Source organism: Ruegeria sp. AM9 (assembly GCF_056540565.1).
On sequence record NZ_JBQFWY010000011.1, the window covers coordinates 56192 to 81031 of the forward strand.

The 24840-nt window shown below is 60.8% G+C and carries 20 protein-coding genes; 13 read left to right on the forward strand and 7 right to left on the reverse strand.

Annotated features, from left to right (window positions below; translation table 11 throughout):
- Positions 1-661: 661 nt before the first annotated feature.
- The 4 genes from ACR0DO_RS16360 to ACR0DO_RS16375 all read left to right on the forward strand — a co-directional run bounded on the left by ACR0DO_RS16360 (position 662) and on the right by ACR0DO_RS16375 (position 5337).
- The gene (locus tag ACR0DO_RS16360; protein WP_480560323.1) at positions 662-1612 is read left to right on the forward strand and encodes an ABC transporter substrate-binding protein; all 951 of its coding nucleotides are present in this window, start codon (positions 662-664) and stop codon (positions 1610-1612) included.
- 77 nt (positions 1613-1689) lie between these two features.
- Positions 1690-2727 carry a glycine betaine/L-proline ABC transporter ATP-binding protein gene (locus tag ACR0DO_RS16365; RefSeq protein ID WP_170447700.1) on the forward strand — a complete coding sequence of 346 codons (1038 nt, stop codon included), beginning with the start codon at positions 1690-1692 and terminating at the stop codon, positions 2725-2727.
- A complete protein-coding gene (locus ACR0DO_RS16370) occupies positions 2720-4309 on the forward strand; it encodes an ABC transporter permease (RefSeq protein ID WP_480560325.1) in 1590 nt (529 codons plus the stop codon). The genes ACR0DO_RS16365 and ACR0DO_RS16370 overlap by 8 nt, the downstream gene beginning before the upstream one ends.
- A gap of 53 nt (positions 4310-4362) precedes the next feature.
- Positions 4363-5337 (forward strand): arginase family protein, encoded by a 975-nt coding sequence (locus ACR0DO_RS16375; protein ID WP_480560327.1) that lies wholly within the window; start codon positions 4363-4365, stop codon positions 5335-5337.
- Here ACR0DO_RS16375 and ACR0DO_RS16380 read toward each other — a convergent pair.
- Positions 5334-6302 (reverse strand): agmatinase, encoded by a 969-nt coding sequence (locus ACR0DO_RS16380; protein ID WP_480560329.1) that lies wholly within the window; start codon positions 6300-6302, stop codon positions 5334-5336. The two genes, ACR0DO_RS16375 and ACR0DO_RS16380, sit on opposite strands and share 4 nt — an antisense overlap.
- A gap of 69 nt (positions 6303-6371) precedes the next feature.
- Entirely contained in the window at positions 6372-7892 is a 1521-nt protein-coding gene (locus ACR0DO_RS16385; RefSeq protein ID WP_480560330.1) for a trimethylamine methyltransferase family protein, read from the reverse strand.
- A gap of 183 nt (positions 7893-8075) precedes the next feature.
- On the opposite strand from ACR0DO_RS16385, the gene ACR0DO_RS16390 reads away from it, so the two are divergent.
- Both ACR0DO_RS16390 and ACR0DO_RS16395 read left to right on the forward strand, forming a co-directional pair.
- Positions 8076-10511, forward strand: a complete 2436-nt coding sequence (locus ACR0DO_RS16390) for a GcvT family protein (protein ID WP_480560332.1) — start codon at positions 8076-8078, stop codon at positions 10509-10511.
- 81 nt (positions 10512-10592) lie between these two features.
- Positions 10593-11564, forward strand: a complete 972-nt coding sequence (locus ACR0DO_RS16395; protein WP_480560334.1) for a LysR family transcriptional regulator — start codon at positions 10593-10595, stop codon at positions 11562-11564.
- Here the strand turns inward: ACR0DO_RS16395 and ACR0DO_RS16400 are convergent.
- Entirely contained in the window at positions 11561-12586 is a 1026-nt protein-coding gene (locus ACR0DO_RS16400) for a LacI family DNA-binding transcriptional regulator (protein WP_480560336.1), read from the reverse strand. The genes ACR0DO_RS16395 and ACR0DO_RS16400 overlap by 4 nt on opposite strands.
- Before the next feature lie 153 nt (positions 12587-12739).
- On the opposite strand from ACR0DO_RS16400, the gene hisD reads away from it, so the two are divergent.
- The 4 genes from hisD to comE all read left to right on the forward strand — a co-directional run bounded on the left by hisD (position 12740) and on the right by comE (position 15745).
- Complete coding sequence (gene hisD, locus ACR0DO_RS16405) at positions 12740-14047, forward strand: histidinol dehydrogenase (RefSeq protein WP_480560338.1); 1308 nt, start codon at positions 12740-12742, stop codon at positions 14045-14047.
- Between the two features lie 182 nt (positions 14048-14229).
- Positions 14230-14640 (forward strand): universal stress protein, encoded by a 411-nt coding sequence (locus tag ACR0DO_RS16410; RefSeq protein ID WP_480560340.1) that lies wholly within the window; start codon positions 14230-14232, stop codon positions 14638-14640.
- Between the two features lie 47 nt (positions 14641-14687).
- Positions 14688-15194 (forward strand): sulfopyruvate decarboxylase subunit alpha, encoded by a 507-nt coding sequence (gene comD / locus ACR0DO_RS16415; protein ID WP_170447720.1) that lies wholly within the window; start codon positions 14688-14690, stop codon positions 15192-15194.
- Entirely contained in the window at positions 15191-15745 is a 555-nt protein-coding gene (gene comE / locus ACR0DO_RS16420; protein WP_480560342.1) for a sulfopyruvate decarboxylase subunit beta, read from the forward strand. The genes comD and comE overlap by 4 nt, the downstream gene beginning before the upstream one ends.
- Positions 15746-15794: 49 nt before the next feature.
- Here the strand turns inward: comE and ACR0DO_RS16425 are convergent, their stop codons facing one another.
- The 4 genes from ACR0DO_RS16425 to ACR0DO_RS16440 are packed head-to-tail and all read right to left on the reverse strand — an operon-like array spanning position 15795 to position 21332.
- A complete protein-coding gene (locus ACR0DO_RS16425; RefSeq protein WP_480560344.1) occupies positions 15795-16535 on the reverse strand; it encodes a maleate cis-trans isomerase family protein in 741 nt (246 codons plus the stop codon).
- Positions 16532-17614, reverse strand: a complete 1083-nt coding sequence (locus ACR0DO_RS16430) for a pyridoxal phosphate-dependent aminotransferase (protein ID WP_480560346.1) — start codon at positions 17612-17614, stop codon at positions 16532-16534. Before ACR0DO_RS16430 ends, ACR0DO_RS16425 begins: the two co-directional genes overlap by 4 nt.
- Positions 17611-19260, reverse strand: a complete 1650-nt coding sequence (locus tag ACR0DO_RS16435; RefSeq protein WP_480560348.1) for a hydantoinase B/oxoprolinase family protein — start codon at positions 19258-19260, stop codon at positions 17611-17613. The genes ACR0DO_RS16430 and ACR0DO_RS16435 overlap by 4 nt, the downstream gene beginning before the upstream one ends.
- Entirely contained in the window at positions 19257-21332 is a 2076-nt protein-coding gene (locus ACR0DO_RS16440; protein ID WP_480560350.1) for a hydantoinase/oxoprolinase family protein, read from the reverse strand. The genes ACR0DO_RS16435 and ACR0DO_RS16440 overlap by 4 nt, the downstream gene beginning before the upstream one ends.
- Before the next feature lie 333 nt (positions 21333-21665).
- On the opposite strand from ACR0DO_RS16440, the gene ACR0DO_RS16445 reads away from it, so the two are divergent.
- From ACR0DO_RS16445 to ACR0DO_RS16455, 3 genes are read left to right on the forward strand one after another with little or no spacing between them, the layout of a single operon-like run.
- Positions 21666-22964 carry a hypothetical protein gene (locus ACR0DO_RS16445; RefSeq protein WP_480560352.1) on the forward strand — a complete coding sequence of 433 codons (1299 nt, stop codon included), beginning with the start codon at positions 21666-21668 and terminating at the stop codon, positions 22962-22964.
- A gap of 16 nt (positions 22965-22980) precedes the next feature.
- Complete coding sequence (locus ACR0DO_RS16450) at positions 22981-24099, forward strand: cytochrome-c peroxidase (RefSeq protein ID WP_480560354.1); 1119 nt, start codon at positions 22981-22983, stop codon at positions 24097-24099.
- The gene (locus ACR0DO_RS16455) at positions 24099-24821 is read left to right on the forward strand and encodes an MbnP family protein (RefSeq protein WP_480560356.1); all 723 of its coding nucleotides are present in this window, start codon (positions 24099-24101) and stop codon (positions 24819-24821) included. Before ACR0DO_RS16450 ends, ACR0DO_RS16455 begins: the two co-directional genes overlap by 1 nt.
- Positions 24822-24840: the final 19 nt, after the last annotated feature.

A 24840-nucleotide genomic window follows, 5' to 3' on the forward strand; every position in this document is an offset into this window, starting at 1 on the left:
GCCTGTTTTGGCTGCGATTGATACCGCAAAGACCCGCCATGAAGTTTTGATCTCGGTTCCGGGCAAAAAGCGCCGTCTCCGGCTTAGAGGTGAAGCTGGTGTCGTCGGTCGCATGTTTGCCATTCTTGGTCCTTCGTTTCCTAAACATAATGATGGACCAGTTCGGTTGGAGAGGCTCATGTGTTTTTAGGCTGTTATTTAAAGCCAAAGTGATGGCGTATAAAAGAGATCGCTCAACATGTTCCCAATCGCAAACAGCGCTTGCCGCTGGCATGGGCCTAGCCGGTCCTTCTGCCAAAAGTGCCGGGCATCGACGTGCCGGCCGTATTCCAGTGCGTCTCTGGCAGAACGACACAATATTCCGGCACAGTTTTGGGCGGGGGCGGCCTAATTTCTTGCATTGGCGCGGAGTTTCAGAAGACGCCTCTATTTGCAAAAAAGCGAAATTAAATTACGATAATGTCGCATAATACGGATTGCCGCATGTAGCTCTTGAAGGGCGGCGTGCTGGCATGGTTCAATTTTCTGGCCAACCCGGCGCAGCAAGCCGCTGGCCAAGAAAACGGGGAAGTTTCGCCTTCCCGCTAATGTTCGCAAGGTGCGCCAACGTCCATTCAGGACACAAAAAAAGCATCACGAACGACCAACATGGAGATATCAGATGAAAAAACTTGCAACGCTTTTGGGAGGCGCATCGATGGCGGTCGCAGCACCGGCGATGGCTGCAGATATCGTGATCGGCGTGCCGAATTGGCCGTCGGTGAATGCCACTGCGCATATTCTGAAGGTGGCGATCGAACAGAACCTTGGGCTTGAGGTCGAGCTGCAGAACGGGACCAACCCGATCGTGTTCGAGGCGATGGATTCCGGCGCCATGCATGTTCACCCCGAAGTCTGGATGCCGAACCAGCAGAACCTGCATGATACCTATGTCACCGACAAAGGTACTGTTGCCTTTAACCCCAACGGTGTTGAAGCGTTCCAGGGCATGTGCGTCGACAAGGCGACTGCGGATGCCAACGATATCCGTTCAATCGAAGATCTGACCAACCCCGATGTTGCCGCGCTGTTCGACAGCAATGGCGACGGTCAGGGCGAGGTTTGGATCGGGGCGCCGGGTTGGGCCTCGACCAATGTCGAGAAGATCCGCGCCAAGTCTTATGGCTATGATCAGGTGATGGAGCTGACCGAGATCGACGAGACGGTGGCCTACGCCAATCTCGACAACGCGATCAAGGCGGGCGATCCGTGGGTCGGGTTCTGCTATACGCCACACTACGTGTTTGCCCTGCATGACATGCAGATTCTGGAAGAGCCGGCCTATGACGCGTCCAAGTGGAACGTGTTGCAGCCCACCGACGATCCGGACTGGCTTGAGAAATCCGAGGCCGGTGTAGCCTGGGATCTGGCCTATCTGCACCTGCACTATGCAAAATCGCTCGAGGATGAGTTCCCCGAAGTTGCCCAGTTGCTGGCGAACATGAAGCTGGACACCGACACGGTCTCGGCCATGACCTATGCGCTGGTGATCGAGGGCAAAGAGCCCGCAGCCTATGCCGAGGAATGGGTGGCTGCCAACGAAGATGCCGTTCTGGGCTGGATGTCTCAGTGATTGATACCAACCGGAATTGAATACCGGACAGGCCGTCGGACATGTCCGGCGGCCTGTTTTGCATCAAAGGGACAAGTATGACCGAAACAGTCGTAAAACTGACGGATGTGTGGAAGATCTTTGGCGCTCGGGCCGAAGAGGCCATGGAAGCCGTGCGGAACGAAGGCATTGGAAAGCCCGAGGTTCTGGAAAGATTCAATTGCGTCGTGGGTGTTCAGGGGGCCACCTTCGATGTGCCGCGGGGCGAGATTTTCTGCATCATGGGCCTGTCGGGTTCGGGTAAATCGACGCTGGTGCGGCACGTGAACCGCCTGATCGAACCGACCTCGGGCAAGATCGAGATTCTGGGCCATGACGTGTCGCAGATTTCCGAGGCCGAGCTGCGCCGCATCCGGGCGCAGCAGATCGGGATGGTGTTTCAACACATGGCGCTGATGCCGCACCGCTCGGTTCGCGATAACGTGGCTTATCCGCTGGAAATTCGCAAAGTGTCCAAGTCCAAGCGCTGGGCGGTCTCGGATCACGCGCTGGGTCTGGTGGACCTGACCGGTTACGAAGACCGTCTGCCCAAAGAGCTGTCGGGCGGGATGCAGCAGAGGGTGGGGATTGCCCGTGCGCTGGCCTCGGACCCCGAAATCCTGCTGATGGATGAACCCTTCTCGGCCCTTGATCCGCTGATCCGGCTGCAATTGCAGGATCAGTTCAAGGCCCTTGTGGCGCAGCTGCAGAAGACGACGCTGTTCATCACGCACGATCTGGATGAGGCCATTCGCATCGGCCACCGCATCGCCATCATGAAAGACGGGGTGATCGTGCAGATCGGTACGCCCGAAGACATCGTTATGAACCCGGCGGATGATTATGTGCGCGAGTTCGTGCAGGGCATCTCGAAACTGAAACTGGTAAAGGCGCATTCGATTATGGAGCCGATGGGCAGCTATTCCGGCCCGCTCGACGGGGCGCCGCGCGCCGATGAGGGCGCGGATCTGGACCAGCTGATCGATCTGGCCGTGAACACGGACATGCCGGTCGTCATAACCGATTCCGGCAGCGACGTAGGTATCGTGACCAAACCGCGTCTGCTGCGCGGAATTCAGGGAGGCAAAAATGACTGATGCAGCAATGGAAATGAAAGTCACGGCCGCCTCCGATATCGAGGTCGACCGCGAGGCACTGGACCAGTCCATTCACGAATTCGTCGGTCCGAATGGTGACTACTACGTCACCGCGTTTCACAAGATCCACGATGCCACCAGCGCATTGCCCAATACGTTCAATGTCTGGGCGGCGGTGCTGGGGCCGTTCTGGTCCGCCTCGCGGGCCATCTGGGGGATGTTCTGGACCTTCCTGATCCTGGAAATCATCGCTTGGGTCCAGATCGGGCGCGGCGCCTGGGGCAATCCCGGTGCCGATTTGGCCGAACGGGCCGAACGTCAGCAGACGCGCGCCAACGAGTTGCTGGAGCGTGCGGCGGCCGCAACCGAGCAGGCCGATATTGACCGGTTCAACCGTCTGGCCGAGAATATTCAGAAGGCAGCGGACAGCAGTCTGGCGCAAGCACAGGCGGCTCAGGCCGAGGCGTCGGGGATCATGATCACCGGACTTCTGATGCTGCTCGTGTTCAAGCTGGCTCAGGGGTTCTACGCGGACCGGGTCTATGAAAAGCAGTACTCGAAATGGCGGATCGATCCGACCAGCACGGAAAGTGGTCGGTCGACGCGCAATACGGTTCTGGGCGCGATTCTGGTGGCCGCGATTGCACCGCTGATCATCTACAAGTTCACGGTGAATGCGTCGCTGGCGATGTTAGATGCTTTCCCGGAACAAGAGGTGTCTGCGCTGATACTGGGTGAGGGCGAGGGCACGATCTTCTCGAACCTTGCCAGTTGGATGGAGGCACAGATCGACGCCGCCGCCGCCGCTGGTGGCGATGTCTTTGACGGCATTGTCGCCGGTGTCCGCTCGGTTCTGGATGCTTTGACGATCGCTCTGATCGGGTCGCCGTGGCCGGTGGTGATGCTTGTCATCTGCGTGACCGCGTGGCGTGCGGCGGGGCCGCGCGTGGCGATTTTCACCGCGTCCTCGCTCGCGTACATCGCCCTGCTGGGCTACTGGGATGTGGCGATGGAGACGGTTGCGCTGGTTGGAGCCGCGGTGTTGCTGTGCGTGGTGTTCGGCATCCCGCTGGGCATCTGGTTCGGTAAATCTAAGCGAGCCTATCGCGCGGCGGAACCGGTGCTGGACCTGATGCAGACACTTCCTGCCTTTGTCTATCTGATCCCGATCATCGCCTTCTTTGGCACCGGTAACCCGCCGGGCATTCTGGCCACAATCATCTTTGGCATGCCGCCGGTCATTCGCCTGACGGCACTGGGGATGCGAGGTGTACCGGAAAGCATCAAAGAGGCAGCGGTCGCCTTCGGTGCCTCCAAGTGGCAGTTGCTGAAGGATGTGGAAATCCCGCTGGCCTTGCCATCGATCATGACCGGCGTGAACCAGACCATCCTGATGTGTCTGTCGATGGTTGTGATCATCTCGCTGATCGGCGGCGGCGGTCTGGGCAAGGAAATCCTTGAGGCGCTGCAATATGCGGCCAAGGGTCCGGGTCTGCTGGGCGGGTTCGCCATCCTGTTCCTTGCCATGGTGATGGACCGGATCGTGCAGGGCGCCTTCCGGCGAGAAGACGAGAAAATCTAAAGCACACGCCCCCGGTTGCCGCCGGGGGCGTTTTTCTTAGACCGGGGAAGACAATGACCGATCGCTATGAACAGTCCATGATGGACAATCTCTATTGGTGGGGCGTACCCACCTTGTTCCGCTGCCCGAATGAGGGGCCCGAAGGGAAAGACATCGCGCTGGTGGGCGTGCCGCATTCAACCGGTAACGGCACGACCGAGCGGGATCAGCATCTGGGCCCCCGCGCCTTGCGCCATGTCTCGGCGGTGCAGCGCCGGGTGCATTCGGTGTTCGGGATCGATCCGTGGAACAGCGCGAAAATTGCCGACGTGGGCGACGTGCCGTTTCCGCGTGCGAACAACAACGAGGACTGCATCGAACGCATCACTGCCTTTTACAAGGATATCGACGCGGCAGGGGCGCGGCCGGTGTCTGTCGGAGGTGATCATTCGATCACGGGCGGGATCGTGCAGGCGCTGGGCAACGGCAAGCTGGCGGGTGGAGGACCGGTCAGTTTCCTGCATCTGGACGCGCATACGGACGTGTTCACCAAGGTTGACCACTTTCTGGGCGCCAAGAAATCGGCGGCCCATTGGGGAGCGTATCTGGCAGATCAGGGGCAGGTCGATCCGACCCGGTCAATGCAGATCGGGCTGCGGGGCCATCCGCGCAGTCTGGACTGGCTGCAGCCGTCCTATGACTATGGCTACAACATCGTCACCATGCGCGAATTCCGTCAGCGCGGGCTTGAGGATGTGGTGGCGCAGACGCGCGAGGTTTTGGGGGATCGTCCGGTCTATATCACCTTCGATCTGGATTGCCTCGACCCGACGGTCGCGCCCGCCGTGTCCAATCTGGAACCCGGCGAGAAGGGCTTCGACATTGACGAGGCGGTCGGTATTCTGCGGGCCGCGCGGGGCCTGAACATCGTGGGCGGAGATGTCGTCTGCATGATGCCCACCAAGGACAGTCCCAACAACATCACCGCCCTGACGGCGGCGGCGGTGATGTTCGAGATGATCTCGATGATTGCCGAAAACGTCAGTTAGCGGCGCGCATCCACCGCCTGCGCCAGCACGCAGAGCAGTTCGAACATCAGCGAGATGCCCAGCCAGGCCGTGCCGCCCTCGGGGTCGAAGGGCGGCGCGACCTCGACCAGATCGGCGCCGACCAGATTGACGCCCGCCATCTGGCGAATGACCTGCTGCGCCTGAAAGCTGTTCGGCCCGCCTATTTCGGGCGTGCCGGTGCCGGGGGCATAGGTCGGGTCCACAAAGTCGATGTCATAGGTGCAATAGGTGGGTGCGGTGCCGACAATGCTGCGCACTTCGGCCATCACGTCGTTGATGCCCCGGTCGAACAGTTCCTCGATCCGGATGATGCGGATGCCTTGTGCCTCACCCCACTCGATATCCTCGGTGTTGTAGGCGGTGCCGCGGATACCGACCTGAACAAAGCGTTTGGGGTCCACCAGCCCTTCTTCGACCGCACGGCGGAACGGGGTGCCGTGGGTGAATTTGTGGCCGCCGAAATAGGTGTCGAACAGGTCGGTGTGGCTGTCGAACTGAATCAGCCCCAGCGGACCGGATTTGGCCAGCGCGCGCAGGACGGGCAGGGTGGTCAGGTGGTCGCCTCCGGCGGTCAGGGGGGTGATACCGCGCGCCGTCAGATCGGCGTAGAAACGGGTCACCCGGTCCAACGTATCCTGGATATCCACCGGGTTCGGCGCGACATCGCCCAGATCGGCGCAATTGACCATGGAAAAAGGCGCAACGCCGGTCACCGGGTTCATCGCGCGGATCATCGTGGAATAGTCCCGCAACTGACGCGGCCCGTGCCGTGCGCCGGGGCGGTTGGTGGTGCCGCCGTCCCACGGAATGCCGACCAGAGCCAGCTCAACTTCGGCAATACGGTCGTGGTCCAGCGTCATGCTGGGTAGTCGCATGAAGGTGGGAATGCCGGCAAACCGGGCAAGCTCCATCGCCGAGACCGGCTGAAAAAACGAATTGGTCATGTGCTCCCCCTCACTGGCTCTGGGGCGAGCCTAGCGACAGTTTCAAGACTTGGGAATGGGTTGGCGCGTTCAGATCAGGATGCGAAAACGCTTGCGGATTTCGGCGTCCTGCGCGTCGGTCAGGTATTTGGGGTGATGGGAGGCCAGAACCTCTTTGGCCTTTGCGCGCGCGGATGACCAGGCGTCGGTTGCGCCTTCCTCTTCCCATGTGCGCGGCTCGTTCCTGTCGGCGAGGGATGGGTAGAAATAGTCCCGCTCCATCGCCTCATATGTATGGGTGCTGCCAAGGAAATGGCCGTCCCCCAGAACCGACTGACAGATCGCGTCAAAGCCCAGATTCTCTTGGGTCACTTCAATTCCTCGCAAGGCCCGATAGGTGTGAGAGTGCATTTCGTCGTCCAGAACAAACGCCTCGAAACTGGCCCCCAGCAGCGATGCGGTCATGCCTGAGCTTTCATAGATCAGGTTGCCCCCGGCCAGCGCGGCGGCCAGAGAGGTCATCGCCTTTTCAGCCCCATATTGCGCGTCGATGGCTTTGGCGTCGGTCATCGACGCGGCCACGCCCGAGGGCAGGCCCAGCCAATTGGTGATCTGTGCCGACGCTGCATTCAGAATGGCGGTTTCTCCGCTGCCCCCGGCGAAGGAGCCGGTGCGCAGGTCCACGATGAATGGCCAGTTGGAAAACACCATCGGAAAGCCGGGCTGGATCGCGTTGACCATCACAAGGCTGGCCAGCGTCTCTGCCAGAGACTGCGCCAGAAACCCGGCCAGAGTGGCGGGGGCCGTGGCTCCGGCCTGCGCGGCGGTTATGCAGGACATGGGAATGTTGTGGGCAACGCATTCATAGACCACGTCCACCGCATCCTCTCCATAGCGCAGCGGAGAAATCACCGGGCTGATATGGGCCTTCAGAAAGGGCCGCTTGGCAAACTCGCCTGGCCCCCCGGCCACGATATCCAGCATTTCGACAATGGGCGCGACGTTTTCGGCCAGCGTGAACGAGGTGGCCACCGGTTTGGTCGTGTTGCGCACCAGCGCATAGGCCGTGTTGATGTCCAGATCGCGCACATCGGGTACATCGGTCGCCACGCAGCAGCGGGTAAACCAGCTGACATTGGCCAGCGTATCCTGCAATCGGGTGAAGTCATGCAGATCGACCAGTGTGGACGGCCGGTACAGCCCGCTGTCGAGGTCCAGCGTCTGCACGGCCGCGCCTCCGGTGCCAAAAAAGACGCGATCACCGCCGACCTCGATCGAACGGGTTTCATCGCGGCCGTGGAACGTGAATGTCTTGGCAGCCGCCCTGACTAACCGTTCCACCATTTCGCGTGGGAAAACCAACCGGTCCTGTTCTCCCGACTGGGCGCCCGCCGCCCGTAAGTCGGCGGCCAGACGGTCAGGCACATTGCCCATGCCCAGTGTCTGGAGCAGACGCAGGGCGGTGTCGTAGATTTGCTCAAGCTCAGTTGGGGACAGAGGTTTGAACGCCCCCCCTTTCTGGCCGGGCGGGCAGGGGTCGACTACAGGCTTGGCCGCGCGCTGGGCGTGCCTGGCCCGCCGACCGCTTCGTTTGCCACCTTCCAAGGACATGCCGCTCCTTTCCCGCTCTCCCTTCGGGCACACTAAGCGGCGACTCTGCCCCGCGGCAAAGGGGAACTGCAAATTTCAGAAACCTCAATAGCAGTTTCGATTTTTCCATACAGTCACTGCCCCTATTGTCGGTTCAACCCGTTCTTACGCAAGACTTGTTCTGGACCAAAGGGAGCAGAGCCAATGAAATCGCGCACCAAAGTTGTTGTTATCGGGGGCGGGATTGCTGGATGTTCAACGCTGTACCACCTGACGCAGGAGGGGTGGGCAGATGTGGTTCTGGTGGAACGTAACGAGCTGACCTCGGGCACGACATGGCATTCCGCGGCGCAGGTGACGAATTTCGGTATGAACCAGACGATGGTCGGTCTGAAATCGCACTCGATCCAACTGTATAAGGAACTGGCCGAAGACCCGGACTATCCGATCAATTACCACCACGGAGACGGCGGAATTCGCCTTGCGAATACCGAGGCGCAGATGCAGGGGTATCGCCATTTTGCCTCGATGGCGCGCGGGATGGATGTGCAGTTCGAGGTGATCGACGCCGAGGAATGCGCCCGCCGTCATCCGCTGATCTCAACCGAGAATCTGATCGGCGGTTTGTGGGATCCGATGGATGGCGACATCGACCCGGCGCAGCTGTGTCAGGCGCTGGCGCGCCGGGCGCGCAAGGCCGGGGCCGAAGTTTACCGCAACACGCCAGTTGTGGCATTGACTCAGCACGGCGATGACACCTGGACCGTTCACACCGAACATGGCGATATCGCCTGCGATATCGTTGTGAATGCCTGTGGATACCGGGTGAATGAGGTCGGCGCGATGATGGGGGTGCACCATCCGGTCGCGTCTATGGAGCACCAGTATTTCCTGACCGAAGAGATCCCGGCCATTCGGGATGCAGGTCACAGGATGCCGCTGCTGCGCTGTCCGATCAGCGACTATTATTGCCGACAGGAAAAGAACGGGCTGTTGCTGGGGTTCTACGAACAGGACTGCAAGACATGGGGTATGGACGGGATTGACCCGAATTTCGTCAACGCCCTGTGCCCGGATGATCTGGACCGGGTGACCGATGTGTTGGAGGGCGCATTTGCCCGTATGCCCGCATTGATGGAGGTCGGGGTCCACACGGTCGTCAACGGCCCGATCACCTATACGATCGACGGTGCGCCTCTGGTCGGGCCGATCCCGGGCAAACGCAATGCCTTCTGCATCATCGGCCTGCGCGCCGGCTTGGGTGAGGGTGGTGGCCACGGCTGGCTGCTGGCCCAACAGATTGTGCATGGTGAGGCGTGCTATGACACGTGGTGTCTGGACCCGCGGCGGTTCACTGGCCATGCGAATGTGGAACTGACAGCGCTGAAGGCCATCGAAGATTATCAGAACGAGTTCCGGTTTCACTTCCCGCATGAACACCGCCCTGCCGGACGGCCTGCCAAGACGACGCCTCTGACCCCCGTTCTGGCCGCCGAGGGCGCAGAGTTCACCGTCGTCAACGGGTGGGAGAGGGCGGAGTATATCAAGCCCACCCCCGATTTCTCGCCGTCCCTCAGTTTCGATTTTGACGAAACATTCGATCTGGTCGCGGCTGAGGTCGCCAATGTTCAGAACGGCGTCGGGCTGGCCGAGGTGAACGGGTTCAACCGGATTGAGATCACAGGCGCGGACCGGCATGCTTTTCTGGACCGAATGTTCTGCGGTATCGTCACGCGGCGCGACGGTCGGGTCGGGCTGGGCTATCTGCTGAACCATCACGGCATGGTCAAGGCTGAGGCAACTATCGCCAACCTGCCCGCCAGCGACCGAGGGCCGGATCGTCTGTGGTACGGGTCCGCAGCAGCCAGTGAGTTTCATGACATGGACTGGCTGACTCAGCACCTGCGCGCCGACGAAGACGTGCACCTGCGCAGCCTGACCAACGACCAGACCATTCTGGTTCTGGCCGGCCCCAAGGCGCGCAATGTCTTGTCCGCCAGCGCGCGCGGCGACTGGTCCGCCGAAGCTTTCCCGTGGCTCAGCCTGCGCGAATGTTTCGTCGGCATCGCCCCGGCCACGGTGATGGGCGTCAGTTTCTCGGGCGAGCTGGCCTATGAAATCCATGTTCCCAACGCCTCGCTCTACGCAGCCTATCTGGCGTTGCGGCAGGCCGGAGAGGCCCATGGGCTGAAACTGTTCGGTGCGCGGGCGGTGGAGTCCATGCGTTTGGAAAAGAGTTTTCTGCATTGGAAAGCCGACCTGATTGCGGAATTTGATCCCTTCGAAACCGGCCTCGACCGCTTTGTGAAGCTGGACGAGGGCGATTTCATCGGACGGGATGCCTTGTTGAAGCGACAGGCCGGGGGGCCACGAAAAAAGCTGGTCGCCTTGCAAGTTCACGCCACGCAGCAACCTGCCCATCCCGGGGCGTCGTTGATGCAGGGCGAACGGGTTGTGGGCACGATCACCTCGGGCGACTGGGGGCATCGTACGGGCCTGAACCTGGCGCATGGCTTTGTGCAACCCGATCTGGCCGATATCGGAACTGAAATGGAATTGGATTCCTGCGGTCAGCGCGTGCGCGCGACGGTTATCCCTCGTTCACCTTATGATCCGGGTTTTGAACGTATCAGGGCGTGATCCTCCGGCTAACTTCGCCATTGCCGTTTGCATCAATCTTTGCTTGGGTTGTTTCGAAGAAACCGAAACAACGGGTGCGCGGTGTCCAAATCTCTGAGTCTTCGCTGGCTGGAAGTCTTCCGGCTGGTTGCCAAGTCGGGATCGATCCAGCAGGTCGCGTCGGAAACGGGGCTGTCGATCAGCACAGTCTCGAACCATTTGCGCAGTCTTGAGGGCGCGCTGGGCGTTGATCTGGTTGACCACGGGCGCCGCCCGATGGGGCTGACCCCAGCGGGCGAGGTGTTTGCGCGTTATGTCCGTGACGGGCTGACGGTGCTGAAACGGGGCGAGGCCGAAATCCGTTCCGGCAACTGGAAGCACGCGACAGACCTGCGGCTGGCCCTGATCGACGATTTCGACAACCAGATCGCGCCGGACCTGTTCCGCTTTCTGGCGCACGCTCTGCCGCGTTGCAGCTTTCGCCACTACACGCGCCCCAGTCATGAGATCCTCACCAATCTGCAGGAACATAAGCTGGATGCCGGGGTCGCCACGCGTCCCTCGGAACGGACTGACGGCCTGATCGAATACCCGCTGATGCGCGACCCGTTTATCGTGATCCTGCCCAACACGTTCCGCGGTGAACCCGAAGACCTGCTAAAACCGGATGCGGAATTGCCCTTGCTGCGCTATTCGCGGGACTACATGATCGGCAAGCAGATTGAAATTCAACTAACCCGCAGCAAGTACAACCTGCCCAACCGGTTCGAGATGGAGTGCAATCACTCGATCATCGGTCTGGTCGCCGAGGGCAGCGGCTGGGCGATCACGACCGCCGCCTGTTTCCACCGCGCGCAGAGGTTCCATGACAGCGTCCGGGCGCTTCCGTTCCCGGGGCGCAACTTTGTCCGAACAGTGTCCCTGTTCACGACCGAGGTGTATCCCGAGACGACCTCGAAGCTGATCCAGAAAGTGATGGCAAAGCTGATCCGCCAGCATTTCACCGACCCGATGTGTGAAGCCCACTCCTGGTTAAAGGACGATTTCCGCACCATGGAGGCCGAGGCTGCTTAGGCGCTGGCCGGTGGGCCAAGGGATTGACGTTCAACAATATGCGTAGCCAGCCGTGTGCCTGTGCCCGGGGTCCGGCTTTCCAGCATATCGACCAATGCCACCGCCGCCCGGCGACCCATTTCCCGGTGGGGCACATGCACGGTGGTCAGCGCAGGGGTGGCGACCTGGGCCAGTTCGATATCATCAAACCCGGTGACTGAAACATCCTTGGGCACCTTCAATCCCATCTCGCGCGCCCGATGCAGCGCACCGACGGCCAGAACGTCATTGCCGCACAGAATGGCCGTCGGTCGGGTGTTCTTTGACATCAGTCTGGAAAAGGCCTCGGCACCGTTTTCGATCTGATAGGGGGTTTCGAGGATCGTCAGATTCGACGGGGAAAGCCCGCTGTGCCGGACCGCGTCCCGTATGCCCTCGACCCGCAGGCGTGCGCGATCATTGCCTGCGGTGATGCCGGAAATCACCCCGATCCGTTGATGGCCCAGCCCGATCACGCGCTTGGCCAGTTCGGCCATCGCCGCGCGATTGTCAAAACCGACCGACGCAATCTGCGCTTCGGCCAGAAAGGACCATGCGATCATTACCGGGATGTTGCGGCGCGCGAGGTCCTTGTAAATCTTGGGGCTTCGGTCATGCCCGATCAGCAGCACCCCGTCCGCACCGCGCGCGACCAGCGTCCGTATCTGCTCTGCTTCAAGGTCGGGGTCGTAGGCCGAGCTGGAAACCAGCAGGGTGTAACCGCGCTGATGCAGTTCTTCCTGAAAGGCCTGCAGGCCGCGCGCAAAGATCGCATTCTCCATGGTGGGAATGATCGCGCCGATCGTCCAGGATCGCTTGGCCGCCATCACCCGCGCGGCAAAGTTCGGCGTGTATCCCAGCCTGTCCACTGCCGACAGAACGCGCTGACGCGTCGCCTCAACCACCCGCTCGGGATCATTCAGACAGCGCGATACTGTCGCTGTCGAAACGCCAGCCAGCTTGGCGACATCATCCAATGTGGGCGCGGATCGAAGTTTCGGCATTTTCAAACCTGAGATTTGCTTTTGCCAAAAAGCCTAACCTCAAGTGAAACTTAAGAAAAGTGGAAATGTAAGCGCTTGCATTTTTGATGTAAGCGCTTACAAATCTCGATGAGCCGAATCCGGGAAAAGGCCAAAGAATAGGAACCGCTGCCCATGCCTCGTGACTATTTGAAAAAAGCGACTTTGACAGCGCAATCCCATGCCTCTGAGGTGCATGATACGGTCAGGACCATCCTTGCCGATATCGAGGCAGGCGGTGATGCAAAGGCGCTGGAATACGCGGCCAAGTTCGACAAGTTCGACGGCAATGTCCTGATGACTCAGGACGAGATCGACGCTGCCATCGCAAAGGTTCCGGAAAAGCTGAAGGCCGATATCCGCTTTGCCCATGACAACGTGCGCCGCTTTGCCGAAACGCAGAAGGCAACCGTGGCCGATGTGCAGACCGAAATCGTTCCGGGGTTCGTTGCTGGCCAAAAGGCAATCCCGGTGGACGCGGCGGGCTGCTATGTGCCCGGCGGGCGCTATAGCCATACTGCCAGCGCGATCATGACTGTCACGACCGCCAAGGTCGCCGGATGCCGCCACATCACCGCCTGCTCTCCGCCGCGCCCGGGCGAGGGGGTTGCGCCCGCGATTGTCTATGCCGCGCATATCTGCGGGGCCGACAGCATTCTGGCCATGGGCGGGGTGCAGGGTGTGGCGGCGATGACCTATGGCCTGTTCGGTCTGCCGCGCGCCAATATTCTTGTGGGTCCGGGCAACCAGTTCGTGGCCGAGGCCAAGCGCATTCTCTACGGCAAGGTTGGCATCGACATGATCGCAGGCCCCACCGACAGCCTTATCCTTGCCGACAACAGCGCGGATGCGCATGTGGTTGCCACCGATTTGGTCAGTCAGGCCGAGCATGGGTACAATTCTCCCGTCTGGTTGGTGACGGATGACCGTGAATTGGCGCAGAAGGTTTTGGAATTGGTGCCGGTACTTATCGATGACCTGCCCGAGTTGAACCGCGAAAACGCCGCCGCCGCGTGGCGCGACTATGCCGAGGTGATCGTCTGTTCGGATCGCGAAGAAATGGCCGCCTGTTCAGATGAGTACGCGCCCGAGCATCTGACCGTTCAGGCCGAGGACCTGGATTGGTGGCTGGACCGGCTGACCTGTTATGGGTCGTTGTTTCTGGGGGAAGAGACCACCGTGTCTTATGGTGACAAGGCCACCGGCACCAACCACGTTCTGCCGACCTCGGGCGCGGCCAGCTATACCGGGGGGTTGAGTGTGCACAAATACATGAAGATCGTCACCTGGCAGCGGGCCACGCGCGAAGGATCAAAGCCCGTCGCCGTTGCAACCGCGCGCATTTCCCGGCTGGAGGGGATGGAAGGTCACGCCCGTGCCGCGGATGTGCGTCTGGCCAAGTATTTCCCGGATGAGCAGTTCGACCTGCGCGCAGATGGGTGAATCCCGGATGCCCGTTGATCCGTCGATGCGGGAGGCTCAGAGCCGAAAATGCACCGCACTGCCTTGCGGGAAATCACTTTTTTCGGCACCGTATACACTTACGGCCGAGGATTTCCGGCAGACCGCACAGGCCATTTTGACGGCCGTCTGTGGACCAAGGTCCGACAGAAACGGAGGGTTCCATGTATAAGAAAATTCTTGTTCCAATGGCGCTGGATCACGGCATTTCGCAGCATACGCTGGAAGTGGCCCGGGCGCTTTCGGCGGAAGACAGCGAAATTATTGCGCTGCATGTTTATGAGATGCCGCAGGGCTCGGTCAGTGCATATCTGGACAAGGACGCGGTGGCTGACGGGTTTCGAGCGGCGACCAATTTGCTGCGTAAAAAGACCGAGGAACTGGAGGGCATTCAGCCCGAGATCGTCAAGGGCCATACCGCCCGGACCATCATCGACTATGCCAACTTCAACGGCTTTGACTGCATCGTCATCGGCTCGCACAAGCCGGGCCTCAGCGACTATTTCCTGGGCTCGACCGCATCGCGGGTGGTGCGTCATGCTGGCTGTGCCGTGCATGTGCATCGCAGGATCTGAACCCACAATCGCGCCCCGGCGCCCCAAGCAGGACGGACAGACCGGATATGAACATAGACAAGAAGATCACGGATGATCTGGTCGCAAACGATATCTCGTTTGTCACCACTGTGCCGTGCAAGCAGCTGGCCGGGGTTATCGAGGAAATCGACAAGCGCGATGGTATCTATCACATCCCCTCGAACAAGGAAGACGAGGGCATGGGTCTGTGTGCGGGGGCATGGATGGGTGGCAAGCGCCCCGCCATCATCATGCAGAACACTGCCATCGGTGTGACGATCAACACGCTGGCGACGCTGATCCAATATTACCGGATGCCGCTGCCCATGCTGATTTCCTATCGTGGAGAGTTGCGCGAACCCATCGCCTGTCAGGTGGAAATGGCGGTGCATACCAAGGCCCTGCTGGCGCAGCTGAACATCCCGACCTACCACTTCCACCATCAGTCGGATGTGGCTGAGCTGGACGCGATCCTGAAATACACCTTCATGTGCAACAAGCCGGTTGCCATTCTGACCGACGCCAATTTCTGGGGAGGCTATGGCGACCAATGATCCGTTCTGAAATCCTGAAGGAAATCGCCCCGATCCTGCGTGATCAACTGGTCGTCTGCAACATCGGCATCCCCAGCCAGGAGCTGCACGCCATCGATGACCAGCCGACCAATTTCTACATGCTGGGCACGATGGGGCTGGCCTCGTCCATCGGCCTGGGGCTGGCGCTGTCGCAGACGAAGCCAGTGATCGTGATCGATGGGGATGGATCCATTCTGACCAACCTAGGCACGCTGCCGACCATCGCGAACAACGTGGCCGACCACTATATTCTGTTGATCATCGACAATGGCTCTTACGGGTCAACCGGAGATCAGCCGACCTATGCCGGGCGGAAAACCTCGCTGGCGAAAATGGCCGAGGCTGCAGGCTGTGACCACGTGATCGAATGCCCCGCCGAGGACACCGGGCGCGTGCTGCAAGAGGCGTTGGATGCCAGGCAGATGACCATCATCGTCAGCAAGTGCGAAAGCGGCAACGCCAAGATGCCGCCGATTACGATGGACCCGGTGGTGATCCGTGATCGGTTCATGAAGGCCGTTCAGACGTGAGGAAATCAAGGCGCGGAAATGATGCTTCTTCCGCGCCTTCAGGGCCGTTTTACCGCGCGTGTTCCAATAGCTGACCGAACCCGGTGATAGGCTCTTTGATGTTCAAAAGCTGCATAGCCTGAAACAGCATCGCCTGATTTGAGCTGATCACGGGCTTGCCGACCGCGTCTTCCAAGCGGGCCAGAGCCTCGACGCTGCGCATGTCGGTGCAAGACAGAACCAGCGCGTCGGCCTCGGGGTGATCCGCCGCGCGGCCCAGTTCAAAGACGGCCTCGGGGTCCAACGCGCCCTGGCCTTCGTTATCCAGTGCCTCGGTCACCTCGGAGCGCTGGATGGTCTCAAACCCCAACTCGGCAAGGAACCCAATCGCCATATCGTTGATCGCCGGAACATAAGGCGAGGCAAATCCGATGCGCCGGGCACCCAGCGTGGTCAGGGCGTGAACCAAAGCCCCGGCCGCAGTGACCGTTTTGGCTCCGCTTGCGGCGCTGATCCGTGTGGCCAGATCACGGTCAAACTCGGGGCCATGGGTCAGGGTGGCCGAGGTGCATCCGTAGAATACCACATCCGGCTTTGCCCCCATCAACAGGCGCAGGGGTTCATCCAGATCGGCGGCCCCCAGATCGTGCATCTGGGCCTCGTCCGGGATTTCGTCTTCGTCATAGCCGCCCATCCGGGCCACATGCAGCGAAATGCCCGGAGGGGCCATCAGCGCCAGATCGGGTTCGAGATTGGTGTTGGTGAAAGGGACAAGAACCCCGAACCGGGCGCGGCCTCTGGATGTGCTCATGGCTGCTCCTCCTGTTTCCATAGTTTCAGGGTGTCTACTGCCGTCTTCATCGCGTCCTGTGGTCCGACGGTCATGCGCAGGGTATGAGGCAGGCCCGCGCCGCCCTGCGGGCGCAGGAAGACGCCTTCGGAACGCAGCTTTCGGTCGGCACTTGCTGCGGCCTCGGGGCTACCCATGTTCAACAGCAGGAAGTTGGTGAAACTGGGGTAAGAGGCGAATCCTGCGTCCCTCAGGCTGGTTGCCGTCTGTTCGCGCAGAGCAGCCGTCATCTCGCAAGTCTCCCGCATATAGGCGTCGTCCCGCACCGCCGCTGCGGCGGCGATTTGAGCGCTGGCGGGGATGTTGTTCGGGTTCATCACCTTGCGCAGTTCTTCGGCGATGCCCGGCGGGAACAGTCCCCAACCGACGCGAAATCCGGCCATGCCGTATGCCTTGGAAAAGGTGCGCAGAACGACCGTGTTACCGTCGGCGACCATATCAAAACTCGGCTCGCCCAGATGGTCTGAGAACTCACCATAGGCTTCGTCGATCACCAGCAGGATGTCGGGCCGCAAACTTTGCCTCAATCGGACGAGTTCGGCTTTGGCGATGCGCGTGCCGGTCGGGTTGCCCGGATTCGCAACAAAGACGATTCCGGTGTCCGGTCGGACCGCTGCCAGCAAGCTATCGACACTGACAGTGACATCTGTTTCCCGGGCGGTGTCGAACCGCGCATCAGCCATACGCGCTGCCGTTTGAAAGAACGGATAGGCATGGGCCGGGGCCAGCACCGCCCGTTCCGGCCCCGAGAACACCCGGGCGAGGCAGCCGATCAGGTCGAGCGATCCGTTGCCACATAAAATACCATTTGCATCGATCCCGTGCAGGTCCGCCAGAGCGTTGCGCAGGTCCGTCCAGTCCGGATCGGGATACAGCATCGACGTCCCCATGGCCTGCGCCGCTGCCTCAATCGCTCTGGGGCTGGGCGGGCGCAGGCTTTCGTTTTGGGACAGCGAGATAAGGGGTTTGCCTTCAGGCGCTTCAAGGTCGGCAAGTGCATAAGGCGACATGCGCGCAATATGCGGGTGCGGGCGGGTCATGTTTGCCTCCGGTATTGGGTTCGGGCCATGTCCTGACTGATCAGGCCCGCGCGAAGGTCGTTTTGCATCGCGTCGTCCGAGCGTTCCTCGGGCGGGCCAAACCCGCCTCCGCCCGGTGTTTCGAACATCAGTGTTTCACCGGCTTTGATCCGAACCTCACCTTTGCCGGGCAGTTGGCGGTTGCCGGGCTGCACGGTGATACGTCCGGGCGCACCGTCCAACCCGCCGTCACGGCCCTTGGCGGGGTTCTTGATCCGCTCGACCGACAGAAACAGCATCAGGTCCTGATCTTTTGAGGCGCTCAGTTCAATTTGCTGCCCCAGACCGCCCCGCAGACGCCCGGCACCGCCGGAATTCGGCCGCAATTCACGGCGATGAAACAACACCGGGGCGACGGCCTCGGTGGTTTCGACCTGACTGCCCCAGACGCCGCTGGGAAATGCCGTGGCCGACAGGCCATCCAGCCGGGGCCGGGCGCCGGTGCCGCCGTTGAACACAAGCTCAAGCGCAAACAGGTCATCGCCGCGGTCAACCGCCTCGGGCGCGTGGCGCAGGGGCAGGTCGTACATGCAGGATGCGCCCTCGGCCGGGACCCTGTCGAGCAGGGCCTGCGACAGGCAGCCATAAACCAGATCAGGTGTCATCTGTCCCAGCGTATGCCGCATTGCCACCGGGGCCGGGGGCTGTGCATTCAGGATACAGCCCTCGGGGCCGGTCACCCGGAACGGATCGAGCGAGCCTGCATTGTTCGGAATATCCGCCCCGATGATGCAGCGCAGGGCAAAGACGGAATAGGCCGTGGCATAGTTCAGGGGCACGTTGATCCCCTTGCCGACGCAGGGTGCTGTGCCGTCGAAATCCAGCAGCAGGTGGTCATCTGCGATGGTAAGGGCGGCGTGCAGTTCGATCTCTTCATCATAGCCATCGACCTTCAGCACATGTTGCCACGTGCCCTTGGGCAGGGCGGCGATGGCCTCCAGTGTACCGCGCCGAGAGGTGTCGATGATGTAATCCGACAGCCCATTCAGATTGGTGAGACCGAATTCCTGCATCATCTGAACCAGCCGGGTGGCCCCGGCCTCGCAACAGGCGATCAGGGCATAGATGTCGCCTTCATTGGCGATAGGCTCGCGCGAGTTGGCTTTGACGATGTCCAGCAGCAGCGCGTTGACCTCGCCCTGACTGACCAGTTTGCAGGGTGGGATCAGCAGGCCTTCGTCATAGATATCCGATCCCTCAGGCCCCATACCCAGCCCACCCAGATCGACCAGATGCGAGGTGCAGGCGGTGTAGCCGATCACCGTGTCCTGATAGAACACCGGCATCATCAGCAGAAAGTCGTTCAGGTGCCCCGAGGCGATCCATGGGTCGTTGGTCATGTAGATGTCGCCGGGTTTCATCTCGCTCTGGGCAAAGCGCCCATGCAGGGTTTTGACCGCTTCGGCCATGGTGTTGATATGCCCGGGCGTGCCGGTGACGGCCTGTGCCAGCATCCGGCCTTGCGCATCGAATATCCCGGCCGAGATATCGCCGCATTCGCGCACGATCGGGCTGAAGGCGGCACGGATCAGCGCCTGTCCCTGTTCCTCGACCACGGCCAGAAGCCGGTTCCACATCACCTGCAGGCGTGTATCTGACTGGATCATGCTTTGTCCTCCTCTTGCCGGGTCAGCCAGATATTGCCCTGGCCGTCCACGCTGGCGCTGAAATCGGCGCTGACGAATGTGGTTGTCTGGGCCTCGACGATCAGCCCCGGGCCGGTGAGGGCCGCTCCGGGCGCCAGGTCAGAGCGGTTGAACACGCCCGCCGGGCGCCACGTGCCGGTGACGTCGCACAGGATTTGACGTTGTTCGTTTGCCGTGGCGGCGTGTTCCGCCGGACTGTCGGGACAGGCCTCATGCGCGGGCGCAGAGGAAGAAACAGACAGCCCCCAGTTCAGGATTTCGATGGTCATACCGGGTACGATCCGGCTGAATTGGCGGCTGTATTCTGCTTCGAAAGCCTCTCGCAAAGCGGTGAGGTCGGATGCGGTCAACGCTCGGCCGGGCAGGCGGATTTCGATCTCGTGACCTTGCCCATGATACCGCATGTAAGCGATCCGACGTTGCAGCAGCGCGCCCTCGGGCGCTCCGGCGCGGACAACCTGTTCTGCCTCAGCCTGCATGGCGTCGAAAAAGTGATTCAGCCCGTCGATATCCAGACTGTCCAACCGGGCATAGCGTGATCGGATGACCTCATAGGATACGGGCGCGAACAGGAAGCCGACCGCCGAACCCACACCCGGATCACGCGGGATCAGCACTCGCCGCATCCCGGCCCGCCGGGCCACGCGGGTGGCGTGCAGCGGGCCGTTGCCGCCAAACGCGATCATCAGCCGGTTGCCAAGGTCCTTGCCGGATTCGACCGCGTGCATCCGGCCTGCGCTGGCCATGCTTTCATCGACAATCTCACTGACCGCAAAAGCGGCCTGATCGGGGCTGAGGCCAAGGGGATCACCGACATCCTGCGCCATCGCCTGCGTGGCGGCTTCCGGATCGATCTGCAGCCGCCCTTCGGCAAAACGCCCCGGCTCGATCAGGCCCAGCGTCAGGTCGGCATCGGTGACCGTGGGTTTGTCGCCACCCTTGCCAAAGGCCGCGGGGCCGGGGTCTGATCCCGCGCTGTGCGGACCGACCTGAATGCGGCCCAGGCGATCAACGCTGGCGATCGAGCCGCCGCCCGCTCCGATCTCGATCATCTCGATCACCGGGATGCGCACCGGCATCCCTGATCCCTTGATGAAACGCTCGGCCCGCGAGATTTCGAACTTGCGCGCGGTCTGCGGGCGATAGTCGTCGATCAGGCACAGCTTGGCCGTGGTGCCGCCCATGTCAAAGGACAACACCTCGGCCTCACCTGTTGCCTCGGCGATGCGGGCGGCCAGAACAGCACCTCCGGCGGGGCCGGATTCCACCAGACGGATAGGCAGCCGGGCGGCTGTGTCCAGCGTGGTCATGCCACCCCCCGCCGTCATCATCAGGATCGGGCAGGCCAGCCCCATTTGCCGGAAGCGGGCCTCGAAGTCCTGCAGGTATCCAGCCATCAAGGGCTGCACATAGGCGTTGGCGATGGTGGTGCAAAGCCGGTCGAACTCGCGCGCTTCGGGGCTGACCTCGTGGCTGAGCGAGACGACCAGATCGGGCATTTGCTGCGCCAGCAGGTCGCGCAGCGCCAGCTCATGTATCGGGTTGGCATAAGCGTGCAGCAGGCAGATGGCGACGGCCTCGACCTCGAGCGCCCGCAGTTCGGCCACCAGGGGGCCGATACCTGCCTCGTCCAGCGGTTCCAGCTCTTGCCCGTTGGCGTCCATGCGTCCGCCGATGGTCAGCGAATGAGTGCGCGGCACAATCAGGTCGGGTTTGACCAGATCGATGGCATACTGGCTGTAGCGCCGCTCGTACGCGATTTCGAGGATATCGCGAAACCCGCGTGTGGTGATGGTGGCCGTAACGGCCCCCCGGCGTTCGATCAGCGCATTGGTGGCCAGAGTGGTGCCGTGGATGAACCCGGTCACCTGATGCCAGTTAGCACCAGCGACCTTCAGCACATGCGTTGCGCCCGCAACTGCGCCAAGGGTGGGGCGGTGCGGCGTGGTAGGGGTTTTGGTGGTGGCCACCACCCGAGATGCGCTGTCCAGCAGGACGGTATCGGTGAACGTACCGCCGATGTCGATTGCCATGCGCAATCCAACTGTTTGATTCATAGAGGTATCAGCCTGAAAAGGTGGAACAGACCCGAAGGCGGGTCAGGTGAAAACGGACTGTTCCCCGCGGGTCAGGCGACCAGATCGCACCCGGTTTCGCGACGCATCATCGGTTGTCGAAGGTTGGCAGTCACTGCTTCAGTTCTCCGTCATCTGATGGCCATGACATTGGGTGAGGAAAGCCCCCTCCGTCAACACTTCATTCGGGGGAGGCGCAGGTTTGGTGCAAAACCCGGAATATGATAAGACGATGAGCGCGGCGCATCCCATTCTGAAATGTCACGCAGTTTCATCAAAAGGGGGTAAGTCATGAAACTCATTCATTTAAAACAAAGCATTCTGATCGCCACGGGCCTGATACTGGCGGGCCTGTCTCCGGCGCTGGCACAGGATCGCGAGGAAAGTCAGGGCATGGTGCTGTTGCGCGGGCTGCCGACGCTGGACACCAGCCACAGCATTGCAATCATCGAACTGGACCCGGAATCGGAGCAGTTCGGCGAGATCCTCAGCGAGGTAGAACAGCCCGAGATGGTGCATCCGTTGCACCATCTTTACTACAGCCCCAGCGGTCGGCTTTATGCCACGGGGCTTGATCCGTCCTGCAGTCTGGCCGAGGTCGGGCTGTCCCGAGATGCGGGCGGTGCGCCGGTGATGTCCGGCTTTACCTGTCTGGACACGCAAGGGCAGATGGTTGGAGAAGACATCATGTGGACCAGCTCAAACGGGCAGGAATACATGTTCGTGACCTTCCTGGGCGGAACCGGAGGGGATGACGGCGGCTCGGTCGGTGTGTTCGATGCGCAGACCAATGAGGTCGTCAAGGTTATCGAAGCGCGCAAAAGTCAGGTCGGCGAGGGCGCGCCATATATCATGTATCCGCATGGCATCTCGGCTTTTGACGACCGTATGGTAGTGACTTCGACAGTTCATCCGGACCTGGCCACCGGTGTCGGCAATGTGCTGACGATCATTGATCTGAACACGCTGGAGCCCATCGAAAACATCACCATCGAGAAGGAAAAGCCGCTGAACTTCCCGTCTTCGCCGGTCGAAGTGCTGTTTGCGCGCCCCGACATGCACCCGGATATCGAACCGGCCATTCTGGCCAACACGATGTTTGGCTTCGAGACGTGGAAAGTGCCCTATGATGCCAGTTCCAAGACCTTTGGCGAGGCCGAAGTGATTTATAGCGGCGTTGCCAATGACACCGCCGTGCCACTGGAATTCTATGGCACCGAAGACGAGCTGTTCATCTCACATGCTCTGCCCGGCGTGGTGAAACGCTATGATCTGGCGGCTTTGCCTGAGCTGGTATCCAGCGGGCCGGATATCGTGGCCGATCCGGGCGCGCATCACATGATCTTTTTCACCTCGGCTTCGGGGCGTGATCTGATCGCAGTGCAGAACAATCTGCTGAATCTGGGCAATGGCGCTGACAATGACCCGACGGATGTGGATTTCATTGCAGGTCTGAACAGCCATACGATCTCGGTCCACGATCTTGAGACCGGTGAGCGTCTGGCCACGGTCAATATCAAGGATCGCTACAACAAGGGGATTGAGAACCTGGAAGGCCTGTTCGGCTCGGGCTTTGTCCATCACCATTAGCGGCCCGGAGGGGTTTATGCGCTGGGTGCTTTTGATCCTCGCCACTGCAGGGCTTGCGGTGGCGGGGTGGGTCGTCTGGGATCGCACGCGCGGCCCGGTGGCAACGCCGATTGCCGATTTCTCGGCACCGTTTGTGTTCGGTCGCTTTGCCGTTCCGCTCGACAATCCGCTGACCGAAGAGGCCTTCGCGCTGGGCCGGCACCTGTTTTATGACCCGATCCTGTCGGGCAATAATCAGGTGTCCTGCGCCACCTGTCACGTGCAGGCGTTGGCCTTCACAGACGGGCGCGCGAGATCGCCGTCCATGTCGGGCGGTGAACTGGATTTCAGCGCCATGAGCCTTGCCAACCTTCTGTGGGGGCAAGAGCGGTTTTTCTGGGATGGCCGCGTGACTTCTCTTGAGGAACAGGCGTTGCTGCCGATCCAGCACCCGGATGAGATGGGGCAGGATATCGACGCCCTGATGACCGAGCTTGAGGCGTCCGGCACCTATCGCCGCATGTTCCGCCAAGCCTATGGTGCGGTCACGCCTGAAAACATGGCCAGGGCGCTGGCCACCTTCATGCGGATGCTGATTTCGTCCGAATCGAAGTATGACAAGTACCTGCGCGGCGAGGCCCGTTTGACCGCGCAGGAGGAACATGGGCGCAAGCTGTTCATGGCGCATCCCGACACCAAGGTCTCGCTGCGGGGTGGCAATTGCATCGACTGCCACAGCCAGTTTCTGACTTCGGGCTTTCGCGATGCGCTGGACGGGTTCTCAAACAACGGTCTGGACCCGGACGATACCCTGCCTGATGGCCTGATGGCGGTAACGGGAAACCCGGCGCATAAGGGGTTTTTCAAGGTGCCAACCCTGCGCAACATCGCTGTCACCGCGCCCTACATGCATGACGGCCGGTTCGAGACGCTTGAGGACGTCATGAACCATTACAATGACGGCATCGTGGTCAGTGATACGCTCAGCCCCTTGATCCTTGAGGCAGACAACGCGCCCGAGGCTGGGCAGGACACAGTCGGCCTGCGCATGACGCCCGAGGAAATGCAGGCGATCATCGCCTTTCTGCACACGCTGACGGATGAGGCATTTCTGACCAACCCGAAGTTTTCCGACCCGTTTGACGGAGGTTCCTGATGAGACTGATCCTAGGAGTATTGGCCGTAGCAGCCCTGACCGCCGGGTGGTTCCTTCTGGGCTTCGGTCGGCAGAAAACCACCCCGATCACCCTGACATTTCACGCGCAAATGGGGGACCAGCCTCTGGTCTATGATCAGTTCGTCTATGACAACCCGGGTGGGGACGGGCAGTTCAGGGTTCGGGATTTCAGGTTCTACCTCAGCAATCTTTCACTGGGGCAGGGTGATGAAGCCTATGCGGAACCGGACAGCTATCACCTGTTGCGTTTTGACAATGAGGATAGAACGCATTCGATCACGCTGCCCGAGGTGCCCCTGAAATCCGTCGACACCGTGCAATTCCTGATCGGGGTTGATCCTGAAGCGAATGGCTCGATCGAGGTGCGGGGGGATCTGGACCCCAACAGCCAGATGGCGTGGAACTGGGAGGTCGGGTATAAATTCGTGGTCGTGGAAGGCGCGCTGAAACAGGGGGAAGACGTAGTCCCGCTGGTTTATCATGTCGGGTTCTCGGAAAATGCCCGCGAGGTCGAATTCATGTTGCCGCCGGACGTTTCTGCGAGCGATGACCCCGAGGTGCACTTGATCGTCGATCTGGCGAAGTTCTTCGACGGGACGGCGCAGGTGGACATGCAAGCACTGCCGTCGGTCAAATTCAACCGAACGGATGCCGAGATGCTGGCCGACAACTACGCCATCATGATCACTCTGGCCTTCTGAGGCGGGCTATTTTTGGGAA

Excerpts from the sequence above, each read along its gene's own strand:
- ACR0DO_RS16360 (WP_480560323.1), top strand. The coding sequence starts at position 662 with ATGAAAAAACTTGCAACGCTTTTGGGAGGCGCATCGATGGCGGTCGCA.
- ACR0DO_RS16365 (WP_170447700.1), top strand. The coding sequence starts at position 1,690 with ATGACCGAAACAGTCGTAAAACTGACGGATGTGTGGAAGATCTTTGGC.
- ACR0DO_RS16370 (WP_480560325.1), top strand. The coding sequence starts at position 2,720 with ATGACTGATGCAGCAATGGAAATGAAAGTCACGGCCGCCTCCGATATC.
- ACR0DO_RS16375 (WP_480560327.1), top strand. The coding sequence starts at position 4,363 with ATGACCGATCGCTATGAACAGTCCATGATGGACAATCTCTATTGGTGG.
- ACR0DO_RS16380 (WP_480560329.1), bottom strand. The coding sequence starts at position 6,302 with ATGACCAATTCGTTTTTTCAGCCGGTCTCGGCGATGGAGCTTGCCCGG.
- ACR0DO_RS16385 (WP_480560330.1), bottom strand. The coding sequence starts at position 7,892 with ATGTCCTTGGAAGGTGGCAAACGAAGCGGTCGGCGGGCCAGGCACGCC.
- ACR0DO_RS16390 (WP_480560332.1), top strand. The coding sequence starts at position 8,076 with ATGAAATCGCGCACCAAAGTTGTTGTTATCGGGGGCGGGATTGCTGGA.
- ACR0DO_RS16400 (WP_480560336.1), bottom strand. The coding sequence starts at position 12,586 with ATGCCGAAACTTCGATCCGCGCCCACATTGGATGATGTCGCCAAGCTG.
- hisD (WP_480560338.1), top strand. The coding sequence starts at position 12,740 with ATGCCTCGTGACTATTTGAAAAAAGCGACTTTGACAGCGCAATCCCAT.
- ACR0DO_RS16410 (WP_480560340.1), top strand. The coding sequence starts at position 14,230 with ATGTATAAGAAAATTCTTGTTCCAATGGCGCTGGATCACGGCATTTCG.
- comD (WP_170447720.1), top strand. The coding sequence starts at position 14,688 with ATGAACATAGACAAGAAGATCACGGATGATCTGGTCGCAAACGATATC.
- comE (WP_480560342.1), top strand. The coding sequence starts at position 15,191 with ATGATCCGTTCTGAAATCCTGAAGGAAATCGCCCCGATCCTGCGTGAT.
- ACR0DO_RS16425 (WP_480560344.1), bottom strand. The coding sequence starts at position 16,535 with ATGAGCACATCCAGAGGCCGCGCCCGGTTCGGGGTTCTTGTCCCTTTC.
- ACR0DO_RS16430 (WP_480560346.1), bottom strand. The coding sequence starts at position 17,614 with ATGACCCGCCCGCACCCGCATATTGCGCGCATGTCGCCTTATGCACTT.
- ACR0DO_RS16435 (WP_480560348.1), bottom strand. The coding sequence starts at position 19,260 with ATGATCCAGTCAGATACACGCCTGCAGGTGATGTGGAACCGGCTTCTG.
- ACR0DO_RS16440 (WP_480560350.1), bottom strand. The coding sequence starts at position 21,332 with ATGGCAATCGACATCGGCGGTACGTTCACCGATACCGTCCTGCTGGAC.
- ACR0DO_RS16445 (WP_480560352.1), top strand. The coding sequence starts at position 21,666 with ATGAAACTCATTCATTTAAAACAAAGCATTCTGATCGCCACGGGCCTG.
- ACR0DO_RS16450 (WP_480560354.1), top strand. The coding sequence starts at position 22,981 with ATGCGCTGGGTGCTTTTGATCCTCGCCACTGCAGGGCTTGCGGTGGCG.
- ACR0DO_RS16455 (WP_480560356.1), top strand. The coding sequence starts at position 24,099 with ATGAGACTGATCCTAGGAGTATTGGCCGTAGCAGCCCTGACCGCCGGG.